Annotated in this window: 18 protein-coding genes and 1 pseudogene; 16 read left to right on the top strand and 3 right to left on the bottom strand. The window is 69.8% G+C overall.

Annotated elements, in window-relative coordinates:
* Nucleotides 1-2: 2 nt before the first annotated feature.
* The 13 genes from ABZ803_RS20600 (at nucleotide 3) to ABZ803_RS20540 (ending at nucleotide 13,614) form a co-directional block, all read left to right on the top strand.
* Nucleotides 3-977: a UDP-glucuronic acid decarboxylase family protein gene (locus ABZ803_RS20600; RefSeq protein ID WP_357040413.1), complete on the top strand. Its 975-nt coding sequence runs from the start codon at nucleotides 3-5 to the stop codon at nucleotides 975-977.
* 103 nt (nucleotides 978-1,080) lie between these two features.
* Complete coding sequence (locus tag ABZ803_RS20595) at nucleotides 1,081-2,703, top strand: carbamoyltransferase C-terminal domain-containing protein (RefSeq protein ID WP_357040410.1); 1,623 nt, start codon at nucleotides 1,081-1,083, stop codon at nucleotides 2,701-2,703.
* Complete coding sequence (locus ABZ803_RS20590) at nucleotides 2,700-4,199, top strand: HAD-IIIA family hydrolase (protein ID WP_357040407.1); 1,500 nt, start codon at nucleotides 2,700-2,702, stop codon at nucleotides 4,197-4,199. Before ABZ803_RS20595 ends, ABZ803_RS20590 begins: the two co-directional genes overlap by 4 nt.
* A complete protein-coding gene (locus ABZ803_RS20585) occupies nucleotides 4,196-5,239 on the top strand; it encodes a glycosyltransferase family 9 protein (protein ID WP_357040404.1) in 1,044 nt (347 codons plus the stop codon). The genes ABZ803_RS20590 and ABZ803_RS20585 overlap by 4 nt, the downstream gene beginning before the upstream one ends.
* A complete protein-coding gene (locus ABZ803_RS20580) occupies nucleotides 5,236-5,799 on the top strand; it encodes an SIS domain-containing protein (RefSeq protein WP_062970204.1) in 564 nt (187 codons plus the stop codon). The genes ABZ803_RS20585 and ABZ803_RS20580 overlap by 4 nt, the downstream gene beginning before the upstream one ends.
* A complete protein-coding gene (rfaE2, locus tag ABZ803_RS20575) occupies nucleotides 5,796-7,178 on the top strand; it encodes a D-glycero-beta-D-manno-heptose 1-phosphate adenylyltransferase (protein ID WP_357040401.1) in 1,383 nt (460 codons plus the stop codon). Before ABZ803_RS20580 ends, rfaE2 begins: the two co-directional genes overlap by 4 nt.
* A gap of 18 nt (nucleotides 7,179-7,196) precedes the next feature.
* Nucleotides 7,197-7,886 carry an SDR family oxidoreductase gene (locus tag ABZ803_RS20570; RefSeq protein WP_357040398.1) on the top strand — a complete coding sequence of 230 codons (690 nt, stop codon included), beginning with the start codon at nucleotides 7,197-7,199 and terminating at the stop codon, nucleotides 7,884-7,886.
* The gene (locus tag ABZ803_RS20565; protein WP_357040395.1) at nucleotides 7,877-8,827 is read left to right on the top strand and encodes a glycosyltransferase family 9 protein; all 951 of its coding nucleotides are present in this window, start codon (nucleotides 7,877-7,879) and stop codon (nucleotides 8,825-8,827) included. The genes ABZ803_RS20570 and ABZ803_RS20565 overlap by 10 nt, the downstream gene beginning before the upstream one ends.
* Nucleotides 8,820-10,136 carry a UDP-glucose/GDP-mannose dehydrogenase family protein gene (locus tag ABZ803_RS20560; RefSeq protein ID WP_357040392.1) on the top strand — a complete coding sequence of 439 codons (1,317 nt, stop codon included), beginning with the start codon at nucleotides 8,820-8,822 and terminating at the stop codon, nucleotides 10,134-10,136. The genes ABZ803_RS20565 and ABZ803_RS20560 overlap by 8 nt, the downstream gene beginning before the upstream one ends.
* 386 nt (nucleotides 10,137-10,522) lie before the next feature.
* Nucleotides 10,523-10,834, top strand: coding sequence for a hypothetical protein (locus ABZ803_RS20555; protein WP_357040389.1), 312 nt, complete (start codon nucleotides 10,523-10,525; stop codon nucleotides 10,832-10,834).
* Between the two features lie 642 nt (nucleotides 10,835-11,476).
* Nucleotides 11,477-12,385 (top strand): alpha/beta hydrolase family protein, encoded by a 909-nt coding sequence (locus tag ABZ803_RS20550; RefSeq protein WP_357040386.1) that lies wholly within the window; start codon nucleotides 11,477-11,479, stop codon nucleotides 12,383-12,385.
* Nucleotides 12,386-12,503: 118 nt separating this feature from the next.
* On the top strand, nucleotides 12,504-13,136 hold the full coding sequence (locus ABZ803_RS20545) for a PAS and ANTAR domain-containing protein (protein WP_357040727.1): 633 nt from the start codon (nucleotides 12,504-12,506) through the stop codon (nucleotides 13,134-13,136).
* Nucleotides 13,137-13,335: 199 nt separating this feature from the next.
* Nucleotides 13,336-13,614, top strand: coding sequence for an ANTAR domain-containing protein (locus tag ABZ803_RS20540; protein WP_357040383.1), 279 nt, complete (start codon nucleotides 13,336-13,338; stop codon nucleotides 13,612-13,614).
* A gap of 216 nt (nucleotides 13,615-13,830) precedes the next feature.
* Here ABZ803_RS20540 and ABZ803_RS20535 read toward each other — a convergent pair whose 3' ends face one another.
* Nucleotides 13,831-14,193, bottom strand: a complete 363-nt coding sequence (locus ABZ803_RS20535; RefSeq protein ID WP_357040380.1) for a hypothetical protein — start codon at nucleotides 14,191-14,193, stop codon at nucleotides 13,831-13,833.
* On the bottom strand, nucleotides 14,186-14,752 hold the full coding sequence (locus ABZ803_RS20530) for an RNA polymerase sigma factor (RefSeq protein ID WP_357040377.1): 567 nt from the start codon (nucleotides 14,750-14,752) through the stop codon (nucleotides 14,186-14,188). The genes ABZ803_RS20535 and ABZ803_RS20530 overlap by 8 nt, the downstream gene beginning before the upstream one ends.
* 257 nt (nucleotides 14,753-15,009) lie before the next feature.
* Here ABZ803_RS20530 and ABZ803_RS20525 point away from each other — a divergent pair, with 257 nt between their 5' ends.
* The 3 genes and pseudogenes from ABZ803_RS20525 to ABZ803_RS20515 all read left to right on the top strand — a co-directional run.
* Complete coding sequence (locus ABZ803_RS20525; protein WP_357040374.1) at nucleotides 15,010-15,519, top strand: hypothetical protein; 510 nt, start codon at nucleotides 15,010-15,012, stop codon at nucleotides 15,517-15,519.
* 146 nt (nucleotides 15,520-15,665) lie between these two features.
* Nucleotides 15,666-18,377: an AAA family ATPase gene (locus ABZ803_RS20520; RefSeq protein WP_357040371.1), complete on the top strand. Its 2,712-nt coding sequence runs from the start codon at nucleotides 15,666-15,668 to the stop codon at nucleotides 18,375-18,377.
* Between the two features lie 125 nt (nucleotides 18,378-18,502).
* A pseudogene (locus ABZ803_RS20515) lies at nucleotides 18,503-18,659 on the top strand (alpha/beta hydrolase); the annotation flags it as partial.
* Between the two features lie 111 nt (nucleotides 18,660-18,770).
* Here the strand turns inward: ABZ803_RS20515 and ABZ803_RS20510 are convergent.
* Complete coding sequence (locus ABZ803_RS20510; protein ID WP_357040369.1) at nucleotides 18,771-20,393, bottom strand: ABC-F family ATP-binding cassette domain-containing protein; 1,623 nt, start codon at nucleotides 20,391-20,393, stop codon at nucleotides 18,771-18,773.
* Nucleotides 20,394-20,696 lie beyond the last annotated feature (303 nt).

Below are 20,696 nucleotides of genomic sequence, written 5' to 3'. Positions count from 1 at the left end.
CCATGTCCGGACAATACGAACGCGCCTTGGTCACCGGCGGTTGCGGATTCGTCGGATCGCACCTGTGCGAACAGTTGCTGGACGCGGGCACGGCCGTGGTCGCGCTGGACAACTTCGCCACCTCCACGGTGGACAATGTCGCCCGGCTGCTGGACCGCCCCGAGTTCGACCTCATCCAGCACGACGTCACCGAGCGGTGGCCGGCGCTGGGCTTCTTCGACGTCGTCTTCCACCTCGCGTCGGCCGCGTCGCCTCCGGACTACCTTCGGCTGCCGATCGAGACGCTGCGCGCCGGGGCACTCGGCACTGCCAACGCCCTCGAGCTGACCGAGCGGACCGACGCGCGATTCGTCCTCGCGTCGACGAGCGAGGTCTACGGCGACCCGACTGTGCACCCGCAGCCCGAGCGATACTGGGGACACGTCAATCCCGTCGGTCCGCGCAGCGTCTACGACGAGGCGAAACGGTATGCCGAAGCGTTGACCATGGCGCACCGCCGGGAACGGGGCCTCGATACCGGAATCGCCCGGATCTTCAACACCTATGGTCCCCGCATGCGTGCCGACGACGGCCGGATGGTGCCCACATTCATCGCACAGGCGTTGTCGGACGCACCGCTCACCATCGCCGGAACCGGCGAGCAGACCCGCTCCCTGTGCTACGTCGACGACACGGTGCGCGGCCTGCTGGCGCTGGCGGCCACCGACCACCCGGGCCCGGTCAACATCGGCAATCCGCACGAGATCTCCGTGCGCCGCCTCGCCGACGAGATCCGATCGGTAACCGGCAGCCGGTCGGAGGTGACCTATGTCGAGGGCGCGATCGATGATCCGAAGCGGCGCTGCCCGGACATCACGCTGGCCCGTCGGGCGCTGGGCTGGGAGCCGTCGGTCGGCAGAGCGGAGGGACTGCGCCGCACGATCGAATGGTTCGCGGGGCGCGCGAGCGAGTCTGCTGAGAAGTTGCTACCACGATAGCCAACGTGCATGAATCGGTTTAGTGGTGACTTCAGCGGGTAGCGCCACCCATATGTCAGCGGGCAGACCGACAGGTCCCGCGTCTCCGACAGAAAGGCGGCCCGTGCGCATTCTCGGAATCAACGCGGTGTTCCACGACCCTGCGGCCGCCCTGATCGTGGACGGAGAAATCGTCGCGGCCGCCGAGGAAGAGCGGTTCACCAGGCGCAAACACGGCAAGCGGCCGGTGCCGTTCTCGGCGTGGGAGGTGCCCGGGCAGGCGGCCGCGTGGTGCCTGGAACGCGCGGGATTACGTGCCGATCAGCTCGACGCGGTGGGCTATTCGTATGATCCGAATCTGGTCGATCATTCGCTCGGCGGTCTCGATCAGAACAGCGAACCTACCCGGACGGACTACGCGTTCCGCGCGCCCGCATTCCTCGCCGCCGCCTTACCCGGCCTGGATCCCTCGATCGTGCGCTTCGTGCGACATCATCTCGCCCATGCCGCGTCCGCGGCTCTCGCGGCCCCTTTCGGCGACTCCGCGGTTCTGGTGGCCGACGGGCGCGGCGAAAGCCATTCCTATCTCGCCGGAGAATATCGGGACGGCAAATTCGTCGAATTGGCGTCACAGCGGCTGCCGCACTCACTCGGGCTGATGTACGAGGACCTCACCGAGCATCTCGGATTCACCCGGTCCAGTGACGAATACAAGGTGATGGCTCTCGCCTCCTACGGCACGCCCCGCTTCCTCGACCGATTCCGCGAACTGCTGTATTCCGTCCGCGACGGCGGTTTCCATACCGAAAAGGTGGACTGGGAGGAATTCGCTCCCGCCGTGACCGGCGGTGCGCTCGGCCGCGACCATGCCGACCTCGCCGCGAGTGTCCAGCGGCGGCTCGAGGACGTGTTGCTGGAACTCAGCTCCTGGCTGCATCGCCAGACCGGACAGCAGAACCTCACGCTGGCCGGTGGCATCGCGCTGAACTGTGTGGCCAACAGCCGGCTGCACGCCGAAGGCCCCTACCAACGGATCTGGGTGCAACCGGCCGCCGGTGACGCGGGCACCGCGCTGGGCGCCGCACTGCAGTTGGCGGCCGAGTTCGGGGAGCGAGCCACCCCGATGCGGGGGGCCGCCCTGGGCCGCGAGTGGACCGACCAGGAACTGGAGACCGTTCTCCGTACGGCGAAGGTCGAATACACCAGGTCCGAGGACATCGCGGCCGAAGTGGCGCAAGCGCTCGCCGACGACCACGTGGTGGCCTGGTTCCAGGGCCGCGCCGAATTCGGCCCGCGCGCCCTCGGGCACCGCTCGCTGCTGGCACATCCCGGCCGGTCGGCGAATCTCGAACGCCTCAACGAGGTGAAGGGGCGTGAACAGTTCCGGCCGCTCGCACCGATGGTGCTCACCGACCGAGCGTCCGAGATCTTCGGACGCGGGCCGTTGCCGAGCCCCTACATGCTTTTCGTCCACGACGTGGATCCGGCGTGGCGCGAGCGGATCCCGGCCGTGACGCATGTGGACGGCACCGCCCGGGTGCAAACCGTCGATCCCGCGGACAACCCGGTCCTGGCGCGGATGCTGTCGGAGTTCGACAAGCGCACGGGGTTGCCCGTGGTGATCAACACGAGCTTGAACACCGCGGGCAGGCCGATGGTCGACTCGCCACGCGACGCGCTCGAATGCTTCGGTTCCGCCCCGATCGATCTGCTCGCCCTCGGCTCGTTCGTGGTCCGCCGCTCATGAAAGCCCACACCGTGGACTACAGCATCGTGATCCCGACTACCGGCCGGGAAAGCCTTCGCCTGCTGCTCGAGTCGCTCGCCGCCGCGTCGGGTCCGAAGCCACGGGAAATCATCGTGGTGGACGATCGGCCAGGCGGCGAGGAGCTGACGCTGCCCGAGACAGCGCCTCCGGCGCGGGTCATCCGATCGGGCGGCCGCGGGCCCGCCGCGGCGCGGAACGCGGGGTGGCGGCACGCCGCGGGCACGTGGATCGCCTTCCTCGACGACGACGTGATCACCGCGCCGGATTGGCCCGCCCGCCTTGCCGACGACCTGCGGGATCTGGACCAGCACACCGCGGCGTCCACGGCCCGCATCGAGGTTCCGCTGCCGAAGCACCGGCCACCGACCGACGCGGAACGCGCGACGGCCCGGCTGGCCACGGCGCGGTGGATCACCGCGGACATGGCCTACCGCAGGTCCGCGCTGGTCGCGGTCGGCGGCTTCGACGAGCGGTTCCCGAGGGCCTTTCGCGAGGACGCCGACCTCGCGCTCCGGGTCTGTCTGGCGGGGTTCGCCATCGCGTCCGGGAATCGGCTCACGCGCCACCCGGTCCGCGAATCGGGGCCCATGGCGAGTGTGCGAGCGCAACGCGGAAACGCCGACAATGCCTTGCTGCGGCGCAAGTACGGCGCTCGATGGCGGCGGCGCATCGGCGAAGACCAGGGACTGCTGCCCCGCCACGCGCTCACCACGGCCGCGGGCGCGGCGGCCATGGCGCTCGGCGTCGCGGGCCGGTACCGGTCCGCGATCCTGCTCGCGGCGGCATGGACGGCGCTGACCGGTGTGTTCGCCGCGCGCCGGATCGCGCCGGGGCCCCGCACACCGGCGGAGATCGGCCGGATGACGGTGACCAGCGCGCTCATACCACCGGCCGCGTGCTGGCACCGACTGCGCGGTGAGCTGCGACACCGGAACGCCACCCACACCTCGCCCTTGGCGTTGTTGTTCGACCGGGACGACACCCTCATCATCGATATCCCCTACCTCGCCGATCCCGGCCGAGTGCAACCGGTGCCGGGAGCGGTCGAGGCACTGCGGAAGCTGCGCGCGGCCGGCGTCCAGCTCGGCGTCGTGAGCAACCAGTCCGGTGTCGCGCGAGGGCTGATCAGTCCCGAACAGCTCGCCGCGGTCAACTCCCGGGTCGAGGAGTTGCTCGGACCGTTCGCCACCTGGCAGGTGTGCGTGCACGGCGAGGACGACGGCTGCGCGTGCCGCAAACCCGAGCCCGGCTTGATTCGACAGGCCGCCGCGGACCTCGGCGTGGACGTCGGCAGGTGCGTGGTCATCGGCGACACCGGCGCGGACGTCGCCGCCGCGATGAGCGCGGGCGCACGCGCGATCCTGGTGCCCACCGCGAGAACTCGCCCCGAAGAGGTGCAGCGCGCGCGTCGCGATGCGACCGTGGCGCGAGACCTGGCCGAAGCCGTCCGGCTGGCGATGGCGGGCGTGCCGTGACAGGCCGGGCGCTGGTGGCACGCATGGACAACTTCGGCGATGTGCTGCTGGCCGGTCCGTGCGTGCGCGCGGTAGCGGCGCACGTCGATTCGGTGACGCTGCTGACCGGGCCTCGCGGCCGCGCCGCCGGTGACCTCTTGCCCGGTGTGCACCAGGTCTCGAACTGGTGCGCGCCCTGGATCGACCCGGAGCCGCCCCCGGTCACCTCGGCGGACACCACCGCGTTCATCGAGCGGATACGCGCTCTCGAGGTGGATCTGGCGTTGATTCCCACCTCTTTCCACCAGTCGCCACTGCCGCTGGCGCTGCTGCTCAGGATGGCCGGCGTCCCCTGGATCGGCGCCATCTCCGAGGACTACCCCGGTTCGCTGCTGGACCTGCGTCATCGCGTCCACGGCGATCCGCCCGAAGCGGAACGCGCGCTGTCGCTCGCGCAGGCGGCGGGTTTCCGGCTGCCGCCCGGCGACGACGGGAAACTCGCCGTTCGGCAACCGTTGCCGCAGGTCGGTGGTCTCACCGGCGAACCGGGGTACGTGGTGGTCCATCCGGCCGCGTCGGTCCCGGCGCGGCAGCCGTCGTCCTCCCGTTCCGCGGCTATCGTCGCCGCGCTGACCGGCGCCGGACACCGGGTGATCGTGACCGGCGACCGATCCGACCGACCGCTCACCCACGCGGTCGCCGGTAGGCACGCCATCGACCTCGGCGGAGCCACCACGTTGCCCGAACTCGCCGCCGTGCTCCGCGACGCGAGCGTGGTGGTGGCGCCCAATACCGGGCCCGCGCACCTCGCCGCGGCCGTCGGGACGCCCGTGGTCTCGCTCTTCGCACCGGTCGTGCCCGCCGAGCGGTGGGCTCCCTACGGGGTTCCGGTGGCCATGCTCGGTGATCAGCGCGCCCCTTGCCGCGGCAGCAGGGCGCGCGAGTGCCCGGTGCCGGGGCACCCTTGCCTCGATTCGATCACCCCGGAGCAGGTCGTCACGGTGGCGGAAGAACTCGGTGCGGGCAGGCGTGAGCGTCTGCGGACAGGAGGTGCGCGGTGATCGAGGAGCATTTCGCGGCTCTGGCAACGGCACTGGAGCGCACCAGTCGCTTCGCACCGAATATCCGCAGGTGGGGAAGGGAACTGGCGACCGTGCTCGACAACGGTGGCAGGTTGCTCGCGTGCGGCAACGGTGGCAGCGCGGCCGAAGCCCAGCACCTGACCGGGGAACTGGTCGGCCGCTTCCGCAACGAGCGGCGCCCGTTCTCGGCGATCGCCCTGCACGCCGACACCTCGGCGGGCACCGCGATCGTGAACGACTACGGCGGAATCGAACTGTTCGCGCGGCAGGTTCGCGCGCACGGCAGGCCCGACGACGTGCTCATCCTGCTGTCCACGAGCGGCACCAGCCCCAACGTGGTGGCCGCGGCGAAGGCGGCGCACGACATCGGCGTCACCACGTGGGCGATGACCGGCCCCGCGCCCAATCCGCTCGCGGCACTGTGCGATGACGCCGTTGCCGTGGAGGCGGCCACCACTGCCACCGTGCAGGAAGTGCATCTGGTCTTGGTGCATGCCCTGTGCTCGGCACTCGACGACGCACTGGGGGTACCGACGTGAAGCCCTTGGTCGTGGTCGGCGACAGTATTCTCGACGTCGACATCGAGGGCGTCGCCGACCGGTTGTCTCCCGAAGCGCCGGTGCCCGTGGTGGACGTCGAACGCCAGTGGGTACGTCCCGGCGGCGCCGGTTTGGCCGCGGCGCTGGCCGCGCAGTCGGTCGCCGACGTCTCCCTCGTCACCGCGACCACCGACGACCGGGACGGCCACACCCTCGCGCGGCTGCTGGGCCGGGACGTTCGATTCGTCACGATGCCGCTGCGGGGCGAGACGGTACGCAAGACCCGCATCCGCGCCGCCGGTCAGTCCCTGCTTCGGCTGGACACCGGTGACGGGACGGCGGATGGCGGCCAGCTGAGCGCTTCGGTCACCAGGACCCTGCGGGCGGCGGGCGCGATCCTCGTCGCCGACTACGGCCGAGGCGTCGCCGCGCATCCGCAGATCCGGCACATGCTGACCGAGCTGGCCCGCTCGGTGCCGGTGGTGTGGGATCCGCACCCCCGCGGCCCCGCCCCGACGCCCGGTGCCTCGCTGGTTACGCCGAATCTGAAAGAGGCGCGCCAGTTCGCACCGGGATATGTCGAAGCCGACGAATTGGCGAAAGTACTCCGTGACGAGTGGGCCGCGGATTCGGTCGCGGTCACCACCGGTTCGGCCGGGGCGGTGCTGGCCAATGGGAAGCGTCTCACCGTGGTGCCGGTGCCCGCCGAGATACGGATCGCCGGGCACACCGGTACCGACACCTGTGGCGCGGGCGACCGATTCGCCTCGGCCGCGACCGCCGCACTGTGCCACGGGTCCACGGTGGCCGAGGCGGTGTCGCACGCCGTGGACGCGGCGGCCGGGTTCGTCGCGGCGGGCGGCGCGGCCACGTTGTCCATCTGCGACAGCACCGCTGCCGCGGAGTCGGACACCACCGAAACGGGCGGGTCGGCGTTCGAGGTGGCGGCGCGAGTGCGGGCGGCGGGCGGCAGGCTCGTTGCCACCGGCGGCTGTTTCGACCTGCTGCACCCCGGCCACGTGAGCCTGCTGCGCCGGGCTCGGGCCATGGGCGACGCGCTGGTGGTCTGCCTCAACTCCGATGCGTCGGTGCGGCGTCTGAAAGGTCCGCACCGCCCGATCGTGCCCGCGCGCGATCGTGCCAGGCTGCTCATCGCCCTGTCCTCGGTGGACGCCGTCGTCGTGTTCGACGAAGCCGCACCGAGCACACTGCTGGACCGCCTTCGCCCCGATGTGTGGGTCAAGGGCGGCGACTACACCGGCGTCGACCTTCCCGAAGCCGCGGTGGTCCGCGGTTACGGCGGCGAGATCGCGCTGATTCCGACTGTTCGCGGTTACTCGACAACACAACTGGTCGCCGCGACCCAGGCCCGCGGCTGACACGACGTAAGGAGCGCGATGCGAACCCTCGGCAATGTCTTGATCACCGGCGGCGCTTCCGGGCTCGGCGCGGCGGTCACCGCCGCTGTCCGCGAGAACGGGGGCCGCCCCTATGTGATCGACCGGGTGGAGCCGGAGACGCCCGTCGACTTCGTGTGTGCCGATCTCGCCGACACCTTCGCCGCCGAACAAGCCGTGCGCGAACTCGCCGAACGCGCCGGTGGCCGGATCGACGGCGTGTTCACCGCCGCGGGAATCGACGCGTGCGGACCCCTGGACAAGGTGCCCACGAAGAAGTGGGAGTACGTGGTCCAGGTCAACCTGCTCGGCACGGCCGCCGTCATCCGCGCCGCCCTTCCGTCCCTGCGTGCGAGCCAGGGGACGGTGGTGACCTGCGCTTCCACCCTGGGAATCAAGGCCGTCGGTGACGCGACCGCCTATTGCGCCTCGAAATTCGGTGTCGTCGGCTTCACCCGGGCGCTCGCCGCCGAAACAGCCGGCAGCGTCGGGGTGACCTTGCTGATCCCGGGCGGAATGCACACCGCCTTCTTCGACGACCGCGACGAGCAGTACAAGCCGCCGCCCGACGCGAAACTCAACCGGCCCCAGGACGTCGCCGACGCGGTGATCTTCGCACTGCGGCAGCCGCCGGGCTGCGAGGTCAGGGAGATGGTCGTGTGCGCCTCGGAAGAGGGATCGTGGCCCTGAGCCACCCCGTTCTCGTGCTCCGCGCACTCGGGCTCGGTGACCTACTCACCATCGTGCCCGCCCTGCGCGGGCTGAGAAACGCCTACCCGGACGACCGGGTGGTACTGGCCGCGCCCGAAGCGCTCCGCGATCTGGTCGGTCTCATCGATGCGGTGGACGAACTGCTGCCGACCGCGCAACTGGGTGCGCTCCGATGGCACGGCGCGCCGCCGAAGCTGGCGGTGAATTTGCACGGCAGTGGGCCGGAAAGCATCCGGGACCTCCGGGCGGCAGGTCCCGGCACTGTGCTGACCCACCACCATCCGGATTTCCCCGAACTACCCGGCCCCGAGTGGCATGAGGACATGCACGAGGTGGATCGCTGGTGCCGGCTGCTGCGATTCGGACGCATCGACACCGATCCCAGCGCCCTGTTGCTGCCCGTGCCACCGGAGCCCGCCCCCGAGTCGAACGTGGTCGTGCTGCATCCCGGCGCGGCCTATCCCGCCCGTCGCTGGCCGTCCGAACGCTTCGCCCGAGTGGCGCGGGAACTCGGCGCCGACGGCCACCGCGTGGTGATCACCGGTACGCGCGGCGAGATCCCGTTGGCGAACGCCGTCGCCGAACAAGCCGGACTACCGCCCTCGGCGGTGTACGCGGGACGCACCGGCCTGGCCCAGCTCGCCGCGCTGGTGGCCGGCGCGGCACTGGTCGTGTGCGGCGACACCGGCGTAGGGCATCTCGCCACCGCCTTCGGCACCCCGTCGGTGCTGCTGTTCGGCCCCACGCCGCCGCATCGCTGGGGACCGCCCGCCGCCGCGAAACACCATGTGCCGCTGTGGGCTGGGTCCGTGGGCGATCCGCATTCCGACCATCCGGATCCCGGGCTGCTCATGCTGCGACCCGAGCATGTGCTCAGCGCCGCGGCCGGGCTGCTCGGCGAGAAGGTGCGCCATGGGTAGTCGCGTCGGTGTGGTGGGTGCCGGTTACGTGGGGCTCACCAGTGCCGCCTGCCTCTCCCATTGGGGACACCATGTGGTCTGTGTCGACAACGACCGGGCCAAAATCGCGGAACTTCGCGCGGGCACCGTGTCGATCGCCGAGCCGAGCTTGCCGGAACTGGTTCGGGAAGGGCTTTCGGAGAACCGGCTCGTCTTCACGGCGAACCCAGGCGAGTTGCACCGATGCGAAGTGGTTCTGCTGTGCCTGCCCACGCCGATGGGCACCAGCGGAACGGCCGACCTGGGTGTGATCGAGGAGGCGCTCGAGACGTTGTCCACCGTCCTGTCGCCGGATTGCGTGCTGGTCACCAAGTCCACCGTCCCGGTGGGGACGGCCGCGCGAATCCCCGGCCGGCCCGGTCTCGCGGGCACGCCGGTCGTCAGCAACCCCGAATTCCTCCGGGAGGGCCACGCGGTCGAGGACTTCCTGCGCCCCGACCGCATCCTCGTCGGTTCGGCCGCGATCGACCGGGAGGCGGCCGACCGCGTCGCGGCACTGTACGCCGTGACGGGCGCGCCGGTACTGCGATCGGACCCGGCCAGCGCGGAACTGGCCAAGTACGCCAGCAACGCCTTCCTCGCGATCAAGCTCTCGTTCGTGAACACCCTGGCCGAACTGTGCGAACGGGTCGGCGCCGACATCACGAAGGTCACCGACGCGATGGGAATGGACGACCGGATCGGTCCCGCCTTCCTCGCGCCGGGCCCCGGTTGGGGCGGATCGTGCCTGCCCAAGGACACGCGCGCGCTGCTGCGGGCCGCGGAGGCATCCGGGGTGGATTTCGCCGTGATCCGTGATGCCCTGCGCGCCAACGACCGGCAGCAGGCGATGGTGCTGCGCAAGATTCGCCGCGCGGTCACCGGCACGGTCGACGGCTCGCTGTCGGGGACGCGGATCGGCGTGCTCGGTCTCGCGTTCAAAGCCGGGACGGGAGACCTGCGCGACTCCCCCGCGCTCGCGGTCGCACGGCAGCTCACGAGGCACGACGCCACGGTCACCGCCTACGATCCGTGTGTCCCGGCGGGCACCCCCGGCCTCGACGGCGTTCGGGTGGTAGACGACCCGTACCTGGTGGCCAAGGACGCCGGTGCGCTCGTAATCCTCACCGAGTGGCCCGAGTTCCGTTCGCTCGACTGGGCGAAATGCGCGACCGTCGTCGACCGGCCCGTCGTCGTGGACACCCGCAACCTGCTCGACGAGCACCTGCTGACCGGCGCCGGCTTCACCTTGCTCGGCACCGGCGTTTCTCTCCGAGGCCCACGGATCTGAACGGCGCGTCGGGCTCCTTCGCGGCGCGAGATATCGGTTCGGTAACCCCGTCGGCGTTCTGGCCCTGCGAATCCTGTGCAGGCCGCACCGCGCGGAGGATGGCCTGACCGAGGTCACGGCGATGTTCCGGCAAAATATCACGATTCGGTCACGCCGGATCGCTCGTCGCGCGGGAGCAGGACCGGGCTTTTCAGGAACTGGAATTACCGCCACACTATCGGTAACCGATAGTTAGCCTCATGAACGTCGTAGAGCGGCTCTAGTACCCGCCTCACGCGACGACTCGGCCGCCGGTGACGGCGATCGAGCGTCCTGTTCCATATCGAATCGCTACCTCGGTCGATCGGAGCGTCGGCCCGGAGAACGTTATGGCTATCCCAGCGTCCATGCCCAGCCCATTCGATACGGCCGGTCGCGGCGGTCCTCCTGCCGCCCGATCGAGCCGCAGCGCCACGACGGACCCGGCGCGGTCCGCCCGCGGCTTCGACGAGCAACTCGCGCCGCTGAGAATCCCGGCGCTGGTCCTGGGCGCCCTGATGATCTGCCTGGGCCTCCTGGCGCTGCTGCCGTTGCGAGCATGGTTGCACGACTACGGCGCATGGCTGGTGATCGCCGCCTACCTGCAATACCTGGGCGTTGCGGCGACCTTGGAGATCTGGGGTCTGCGCATGACCGCGAAAGGCGGCCGCGGCAGGTGAGATGCGGCGAGGCGAGCACGTCATGTGAGGGCGCGTACCGCCGAGAGGCCTGACCACGCTGCAGAGCGCACCCACAGGGATCCCGAGACGAGCCACCCAGGAGCTGAGGTTGATGATCACACCGCCGCCCGCGTCGGCCATCCGCGGTGCGATGGTCTGGGTGAGGAAGCCGGAAGACGAGGTGACTCCACCGAGATCGGCCGGTGACACGCCGCATATCTGATCGGTGCCACAGGCCGGGCCGCGAAGCGGACACTCCGGCTACCATCTGGCAAATGCACGTTCAGCGATGGTTCCCGGCCGGTGATCCGCATCCCTCGAACTGGTCCGCAGCGGCCCGGAGCCGGCGGGCCGCCCGCGTCACCCGGACAAGTCGTCGGGACCGGATTTCCCAGACCTGACAAGTTCGGCGCTCCGGAGCCGCTGCGGCGCGACCTAGGATGATCTTCCCGATCCCGAGCACGGTGGGCCGCGAACGCGGAGGGAACGACATGCTCTCGACGAACGAATCGGAATTCTTCGGTCATCGAACCGGAAGAAAGAGGAGGGATGCGGGTGGGTTCGGCAGCGCGATCCGGGAAGCAGCGGGTTGTTCGTGGTCGGCTGAGGAAGACCGGCGCTGTCCTGGCGACAGCCGTGCTCATGTCGTCGATCGGGGCGACCGTGGCGACCGCCGCGCCGATCCACGCACCGATAGCGCGCGCACCGGTGGGCGGCTACACGGAGCTATCCGTGCCGTCCAGCATGGGGCCGATCAAAGTCCAGGTCCAGTGGGCGGCCCGCGGCGGAAGCGCGGCGCTCTATGTGCTCGACGGCCTGCGTGCCCCGGCCGATCACAGTCAGTGGACGACCGATACCGACGCCCTGCGCCAATTCGCGGACGACAACGTCACAGTGGTGTTCCCGGTCGGTGGCCATTCGAGCTTCTACACCGACTGGTACCGATCCAGTAGCACCAACGGTCAAGCGGCGACGTACAAATGGGAAACCTTCCTCACCAAGGAACTGCCTGCCTACCTGCAGGGATACGGCGTGTCGCGCACCAACAACGCCATCGTCGGCGCCTCCATGGGCGGCAACGCCGCGCTGATGCTGGCCGCCTACCACCGCAATCAGTTCAAGTTCGCCGGATCCTTCTCCGGATTCCTGCACCCGACATTCCCGCTCTGGAACGAAGCGATGCGCGCCGCCATGTGGGATGAGGGCAACTTCAACGTCGACGACATGTGGGGTCCGGCGGGTGACCCCGCCTGGAGCCGCAACGATGCCACCGAACAGGCGGAATTGCTGCGCGGACTGCCGATCTACGTCTCGAGCGGCAACGGCCTGCCCGGCCCGCTCGATGTGCCGTTCGGATTCGGCAACACCGTCAACGCGATGGGGCTCGAGACCATGACGATCACTTCCGCCCAGATGTTCCGCGATCGGCTCGCGGAACTCGGCATCACCGCCCGCATCGACATCATCGATGGAACCCACACCTGGCCCTATTGGCAGCAAGCGCTCGCGACGGCGCGTCCGATGATCCTCGATACGCTCGGCGCGCACTGAAGGCGGCGGTCAGCGGGTCGCGCAGCGGGACAACGGTCCGGAAAGCGGCACCGCCGGGTCCCTGCCGTGTGAGAGCGGGGGGAACGGAAATAATGTGTTCGTGTACGAACACGAGACGATGGAACTGGGCTTGGAGCCCCGGTTTCCGCAGCACACCGGTAGTTTCCGGTTCTGGTTCGCCGATCAGCGCTGGGAGTGGTCCGAGGCGGTCGCCGCCCTGCACGGCTACGGCCCCGGCGAGGTGGAACCGACGACGGAATTGCTACTGGCGCACAAGCATCCCGATGATCGCGACGAAGTCGCCGACACCTTGGAGACGGTGGTCGAGACCGGGTTGCCGTTCTCGAGCAGGCACCGCATCATCGACACCGCCGGGGTGATGCACCACGTGCTCGTGGTCGGCGACCAGCTACGCGACTCCGGCGGCGCCTTGGTGGGCACCGCGGGGTTCTACATCGACGTCACCGACACCGTGGCCGCCGAACGCCAGGAGACCATCGACGAGCAGTTGCCGGAGATGGTGGCCGCGCGAGAGGTGATCGAACAGGCCAAGGGCGCGTTGAGCGCCATCTACGGCATCAACGCCGAGCAGGCCTTCGCGGTGTTGCGGTGGCGCTCACAGGAGACCAACACCAAACTTCGCGTGTTGGCCGAGAAACTCGTCGCCGGCTTGGCCGCCTTCGGTGGCGCCGACACCCGCACCCGCACCCGTTTCGATCACCTGCTGCTGACTGTGCACGAACAACCCTGAACCGCGACCGGGCGCGGAGACCGTCTGCGCGACGATCCGGGGCGTGCGGACCGCCTTCGCGGTATAGCAGGGCTCGAAAACGCGATCAGGGTGCCGCCGTTGCCGGAGCATCGAAAGGGCGGGGTGCGCTAGCCGATTCACCGGCGCACGGAGGCCGTTTCGATGCCGGAAGACGGGGTAGATGCCGGGAGTGGGAAACATGCCGCCTGACGGGGTCGATGAGGCAGTGGTCGCCGCCGCGCGACAGGTGATCGAGCAGGCGAAGGGTGCGGTGATGCTGGTCTACCGCGTCGACGCCGACCACGCCTTCGCGATCCTGCGAACCGCCTCCCAGGACACCAACATCAAACTCCGCGACATCGCGGCCGCGGTGGTCGAGGAACTCCCCGAGATCGGCGCACCTCGAGACATGGAAGCGTTACGAGAATCCTTGGATCGCGTGCTGTTCAGAGCCACCACCCACCAGCCGCACCACTGACAACTGTCCACGGCCCGTCGGAGGTCGGTAGCCGCCGAAGACCAGCCGGCTCGGTGAGCGGGATGTGACGACTCGCGCCGGCGGGCGCTGCCGCCGGGCAGGGGGAAAGTGCTTGGTCCGGCGGCAGCGCGCGTATCCGACAGCGGGTACCGGCCACCCCCAGTGGTGACCAAAACATCTGTACCCGGCTGTTATTCGTCACGGCAGCGCTCAGCGTTACATGACGGCGCCATCTCCCGAGTGTGACGCTCGTCGCACATCGCCGCCGACTGCTGTCACCACACGATCAGGCGCCCGGGTGCCGTGTCCTAGCCCGACGTGCTCGGCACCGGTCAGGCGACACCGACCGTCGACGCACGAACGTTGCAGCCGCCCCCGCGAGATGGTTTGTATCAGCCCGATCGCCCAGCAGGTCGGACACCCGCGCAGTGCGAGCAGCCCCACCGGTGCCAGCAGCAATGCGAACATCCCGAATACCGGCAGCAACGCGATAGCGCCGATCAGCGCGCCGAATCCCACGACGCCGCGTACCAGATGCCGGGGCACCGAGGCGCTGGCGAAGTTCTGCTCGTCAGTCATTCTGTCCGCTCCTCTCCGGAGTTGGGTGCGGTGTATTCCGCAGCTGGTGCTGCACCGTTGCCCGGGCACGGTGCAGCCGTGACTTCATCGCCGCGACACTCAGGCCGAGCATGCTCGCGACCATCCGGCCGCTGTACCCCTGAACGTCTCGCATGATCAGCACCCGCCGCTGGTCGGCGGGCAGCGCGGCGATCACCGCCGCCACTCGGGCGGCTTCGAGTCGCTGCACGGCCTCGTCCTCGGCCGACGCCACGACGGAATCGGGCATCGGCTCGAATTGCCTTGTCACCATGCGCCACTGCCGTACGCACTCGTTGCGGACGATGCGGAACATCCACGACGCCAGCGCACCGGAGGCCCGCAACGTCCCGATCTTGCGGTAGAGGATGATCAGCGCTTCTTGTGCGGCGTCCTCCGCGTCTTCGGCGGAGGCGCACAGTGTGTGCGCGAACCGGCGCACATGCGGATAGGAACCGGATACCAGTGCGGCGATCGCCGCGGCGTCGCCTTCGCGAGCCGCGGCGACCAAACGCTCGTCCGGCCAGGTGTGGTCAGTCACGCGAGCGGCTCCAGCGGCGGAGCACGGTAACGCTGCACCAGCCCACCAGCACGGTCACCACTGCGATGGCGGCAATGATCACGACAACCTCCTCGATTCGCGCCGACCCGGTTGCCGGCACACATATGAGAGGGCCGGACATCACCAAAGGATTCACCTCGAATGTCAGCACAGCCGATGCGGCAAGTTCGAGCAACTGCGGGGAGTTGCCCCGACCTGGTTGCCGTCCTGCCGCTGCGGTACGCAGAATTGTCGCCGTGGCCGGTGGTTCGACTCGACCGTTGTTGTTCTTGGACGTCGATGGGACATTGCTGCCCTACGGCACCGCCGCTCCAGCGGTGAGCGAGGTGGACTGGTCGGCATGGCAGCAGCCATCGAATCCGCTCCTGTCCGGGCTGACCCGACGCCTCGGCGACCGACTGCTGGCACTGGACTGCGAGCTGAGGTGGGCCACCGGGTGGGGCGAGGACGCCAACCGCGTGCTCGCGCCGATCCTCGGTCTGCCGCGGCTGCCGGTGGTGGCGTTGCCCGGCTATCCCGGCGGCGACTATTTCGACGACGAGTTGCACTGGAAGACCAGAGCTGTGGTCGCCTCGGCCGCCGGACGCTCGTTCATCTGGATCGATGACGAGGTCAGGGAGCAGGATTCGGCTTGGGTCTGCGGCAACCACCACGGCCGCGCCCTGCTGCATCGTGTCGACGGCGTTCTGGGTCTGCTCGATACGGACTTCACAGCGCTCACCGATTGGCTACGGACCTCACCGTAGCTGTCCGGGGTGATCGACCACCGCAGGCGGGTCATCCCGGCCACCACCTGGCACCATCCGCTCCACCGGCTCCGGGTTCACCCGCGTGGGTAGGGTCTCGGCAGGGCCCGCATCCGGCGGGCGACCCGGAGAAGGAGTGCCGCGTCATGCCGCTGTTCGGCCGAGACACCGAGCTGAAGGACCTGCGCGCGCTCGTCGACGGTCCCGCCGAACGCAGCGGTATCCTCCTCCGAGGGCAGGCCGGCATCGGAAAGTCGGCGCTCGTGGACGAGACGGTCGCCGCCGCGGCCATCGCGGGGCTGCGGGTGCTGCGGACCGCGGGCGTCGAAGCCGAACAGAACTACGCCTACGCCGGATTGCACCGCCTGCTGTACCCGCTTCGCCACGGGTTCGACGCCTTGCCCCCACGTCAATACGAGGCGCTGACAACCGCATTGGGCCTGTCGGACTCCGAGGAGGAGCCGAGCACCTACCTGGTCGGGCTCGCGGCGCTGACGCTGCTGGCCGACGCGGCGGTCGAGCGGCCGCTGCTGATCGTCGCCGAAGACGTGCACTGGCTCGATCACGCCTGCGTCGAGGTCCTCGCCTTCGTCGCCCGCCGCATCGACACCGAACCGATCGCCATGATCGCCACACTCCGCGACGACTACCACTCACCGCTCGCCGACGCGGAACTGACTCTCACGCCACTCGAGCCGTTGCCCGACGATCACGCGGCGGCACTACTCGACCACGCCGCACCCGGGCTGTCCGCGCCGACGCGTCGGCGGCTGCTGGCCGCGGCCCACGGCAACCCGCTCGCGCTCACCGAACTGCCCACGGTGGCCGGTGACCTCGAGGAACCCTCCCCGGCCCTCCCGCTGACCGAACGGCTCGAACGCGCTTTCACCGCACGCGGCGCCACACTTCCCGCGCCGACCCGATCCGCGTTACTCGTCGCCGCGCTCAACGACAGCGACTCCCTCGCGGAAACGCTCGCCGCCACAAGCGTTCTGCTCGGATCCACGGCCGAGCCCGCGATCCTCACCCCCGCGGTCGAGGCCCGGCTGATCGAACTCGGCACCGCCACGATGGCCTTCCGGCACCCGCTGATGCGATCGGCCATCGCCGCCACGGCGACGGCCGACGAACGCCGGCGCGCGCACCACGCGCTGGCCGACATCATCGAACGGCCGGACCGGCGCGCCTGGCAGCGCGCCGCGGCCACGGTGGGTCCGGACGAACAGGTGGCCCTCGAACTGGAAGAGGTCGCCGAACGCGCCCGCCACCGCACCGGCGCGATCGCGGCGCTGGAGCGGGCTGCCGCCCTGACCGACCACCCGGACCGGCAGGCGGACCGTCTGCTGCGCGCGGCCGAACTCGCCGTCGACTCCGGCCGCCGCGCCACCGCCGAGCGACTCGTCCACGCCGCGCGCGCACTCCCCTCGACACCTCGCCACCACGCCACCGCGGCCTGGTTGCTCAGCGGATTCGAGGACGGAGTACGCGAAGATCCCTCGCGCATCGCCGAGTTGGCGGCGCTGGCAGCAGCCGTCGCCGCCGAGGGCCACGCCGACGCGGCGATGCGGATTCTGTGGGGTGCGGCCATGCGATGCTTCTGGTCCGAACCCGGCCTCGCCACCCGCCGCGCGCTCCTCGCCGTCGCCGACGAACTCCCCATCTCCGAGGACGACCCGCGATTGGTCGCCGTCGCCGCGTATGTGGCCCCCTTCGAACGCGGCGAACACGTTCACCACCACCTGCGCGCACTGGCCTCCGGCATCGGCCGCGACCCCGAGACCGATCGTTTCCTGGGCAGCGCGGCCCTCCAGGTGGGCGCCTTCGACCTCGCCGCCCACTTCTCCACCGCGGCCGCACCCGGCCTGCGCGCCGCGGGCAAGCTGGGGCTGCTGCCACGCGCGCTCACGGTGCGGGCCTGGAGCCTGACCCGGCTCGGCGACCTCGCCACCGCGGCGCCCGTCGCGGCCGAAGCCGCGACCTTCGCCCGCGAGACCGGACAACCCTTCATGCACGGACTGGCCGTCGCCGTGCAAGCCGAGATCGCGGCACTGCACGGGGATTATCCGCACGCCGCTGCCCTCGGCGCGGACGCCGAACGGATCGGCCTCGCCTCCGGCGCACGGCCGGTACTGGCCACCGTCCAGCTCGCTCGCGGGATCGCAGCCCTCGGTGAGGGACGATTCGACGACGCCTTCGCCGATCTCCGGCGGATGCACGACCCCGGCGATCCGTCCCACTCGCCGGCCCTGCGCGCGTATTTTCTCGCCGAACTCACCGATGCCGCGATCCGGGCCGGGCAGGCCGACGCCCTGCGGGAGCTGCTGCGCGAACTGGAACCCGCGGCTGCGTCCACACCCGCACCCGCCCTGCACATCGGATTGCGCTACGCACAGGCCCTGCTCGCGACGGACACCGCCGAAGAGCATTTCACCGGTGCGCTGGCGGCGGACCTGAGCGGCTGGCCTGCCGAACGCGCGCGACTGCACCTTTCCTACGGTGAATGGCTGCGGCGGCAACGCCGGGTCGTCGAATCCCGGACCCATTTGCGCACGGCCAGAGAGGCTTTCGACGCGCTGGGGTTCGCCGCCTGGAGCGAACGAGCGCGCCTCGAACTGCGTGGCGCCGGCGAATCGAGCCCCAACCGGAGCCCGGACGCCCGCGAGCAGCTCACCCCGCACGAGCTGAGCATCGCGCGGTTGGCGGCTCAGGGCCTGACCAACCGCGAGATCGGGCAGCGGCTGTACCTGTCGCACCGCACCGTCAGCACCCACCTGCACCGGATCTTCCCCAAGCTCGGCGTCAGCTCACGAACCGATCTCGCCGGACTCCTACCGGCCGGAGACGACGCCACCGCATAACCCCTCCGCGCCGGATGACGGACAGTGCGTACGTCATCCGACGGTCGCGGCAGCACCCCGCGATGCCTAGCGTCATGGGCGCGGCCGGGGGGCTCGCACCCAGCCGCCGCCCGCAGACGAACACCAGCGACTTCGACGGTGCGGCCAGAGACGGAAAGCCCTACCGGGACAGGTTCGTCGGCAAATACGAGCACCGAGTCCTCTACAGCATCGGCCACAACGTTCCGCCAGGAAACGCCGCACCCGTTCGCCCAGGCGATCATCGACGCCGGCCCCCTGTGATCAGCGCCTCGGCGCAGAGGCGGCGAATGCCGGTGCCGCGGCGGCCACCATGCCGGTCCGCCCGATGGGTGGTGCGCAACGCGTATCGCGCATGGTGGCCGGGCCGGTTCGTCAGCGGCCGAGTTCCTCGAGCGTGCCGAGCCGCCGCAGATGGCCGTCCGCTCCGAGTTCGGCGATGGTGTCGATGCCGATTCGCGCCAGGAACGGATGGTCGTGACTGACGATGATGACCGCGCCCCGGTAACCGGCGAGCGCCTCGATGAGCTGCTCGACGCTGGCGATGTCGAGGTTGTTGGTGGGCTCGTCGAGAATCAGCAATTGGGCGGGTGGGTCGGCGAGCAGCAGCCGGGCCAGCGAGACGCGGAAGCGTTCACCACCCGAGAGCGTCGACACCGGCCGGTCCACGCTGTCGCCACGCAGCAGCAGCCGGGCCAGCTGATTGCGGATGGTGGCCGGTGGGGTGGTGGTGGCGACGGCGTGCACGTTGTCCACCGCGCCGGCGTCCTCGATGAGTCCGTCGAGGCGTTGCGGCAGGTAGCCGACGCGGTCGGTGAACAGGGCGCCCGTCACGCGCCCTGGCGTGTGCGTCCCGATGCCCAGCAGGTTCTCGATCAACGTCGATTTCCCGGCGCCGTTGGGTCCTACCAGCGCGACCCGCTCGGGGCCCTGGATGACGAGGGTGTGGTCGCCGTCGCGTAGTTCGGCGATGCGCCTGCCGCGTGGCACGTCCGGGTCGGGCAGGTCGAGGTGGATGTGTTCCTCGCGGCGTACGCGAGACGCGGCGTCATCGAGAAGTTGCTGAGCGGTTCGGACTTTCGCGTCGAGACCGGTGCGCATCGCGCCCGCCGAGGCCTGTGCTCTGCTGGCGCGGTTGCCGGCGAGGATGCGCGGGATGCCGCCGTGCTGCTGCGTCGCTCGTGCGGTGCGCTCGCGGCGCGCGAGTTTGGTCTCGGCTTCGATCCGCTGCCGTTTTTCGGTCTTCAGTGCCTGTTCGGCGGTCCGGGCCGCCTGCACGGCCGCGGACTGTCGCTGTTCGAGATGTTGTTTCCAAGCACTGTAGGGGCCACCGAACACTTCCATCGCCGCCGCGTGTAGTTCGGCGGTGCTGTCCATGCGTTCGAGCAGTTCGAGGTCGTGGCTGACCACGACGAGGGTGCCCGGCCAGGTGTCGACGAACGCGCCCAGTTGCGCGCGCGTCGCCCGGTCCAGATTGTTCGTCGGTTCATCGAGCAGCGTGATCGGAGTGCGGCGGATCCGCAGCCCGGTGACGGCCGCGAGCACGGCTTGCCCGCCGGAGATCTCGTCGACACGCCGGTCCAGATCCGCTGCGGTGAAGCCGATCTCGTGCAGCGCCTCGTCGGCGCGCGCTTCGATGTCCCAGTCATCGCCCACCGCCTCGAAGTGCCGTTCGTCGGTGTCTCCGGATTCGATCGCGCGTAATGCGGCGAGCGTACCCGCGATGCCGAGCAGTTCGGCGAGGGTGGTGCCGTGGCCGAGGGTCAGCGTCTGGGGTAGGTAGCCGACTTCGCCCGCGACCTCGATGTGGCCCGAGGTGGGCGTCAGGATTCCCGCGATCAGGCGCAGCAGGGTGGACTTGCCCGCGCCGTTGCGGCCGACCAGTCCCGTTCGTCCGGCGCCGAAGACGCCGTTGAGCCGCGCCAGCGCGACGCTGCCGTCGGGCCATTCGAACGACAGATCGTGCAGCGTGATCGGCGAATGCGTGGATGTAGGCATGTGTGGTTCTCCTTGTGCCCGTGAGGGAAGCTTTGCGTTCGAAGCCCGGTTTGCGGGCTGCGCACGCGGCAGCGGGCAGCGACGATCACCGTGGAACTATCGGAGACGTCAGGCCCGCGGACGATTACCGCGCGATGAGATCTTCGAAGGCTGGGGCGACGGGCACCGTGCGCCGAGGCCGATTCCACGACCTGTCGACGACATGGTGCGGGTGCGCACAAGGGTGTCCGCGCGATACGCACACGCGCGACTCGGCGGTTCATCGCAGTGATGAACGCCCGACCCGGAGACGCCGCCTTCGAA

This window comes from Nocardia sp. NPDC047648, from assembly GCF_040642815.1.
Taxonomy (GTDB): domain Bacteria; phylum Actinomycetota; class Actinomycetes; order Mycobacteriales; family Mycobacteriaceae; genus Nocardia; species Nocardia gamkensis.
This window is presented reverse-complemented; position numbering and strand designations above follow the sequence as displayed.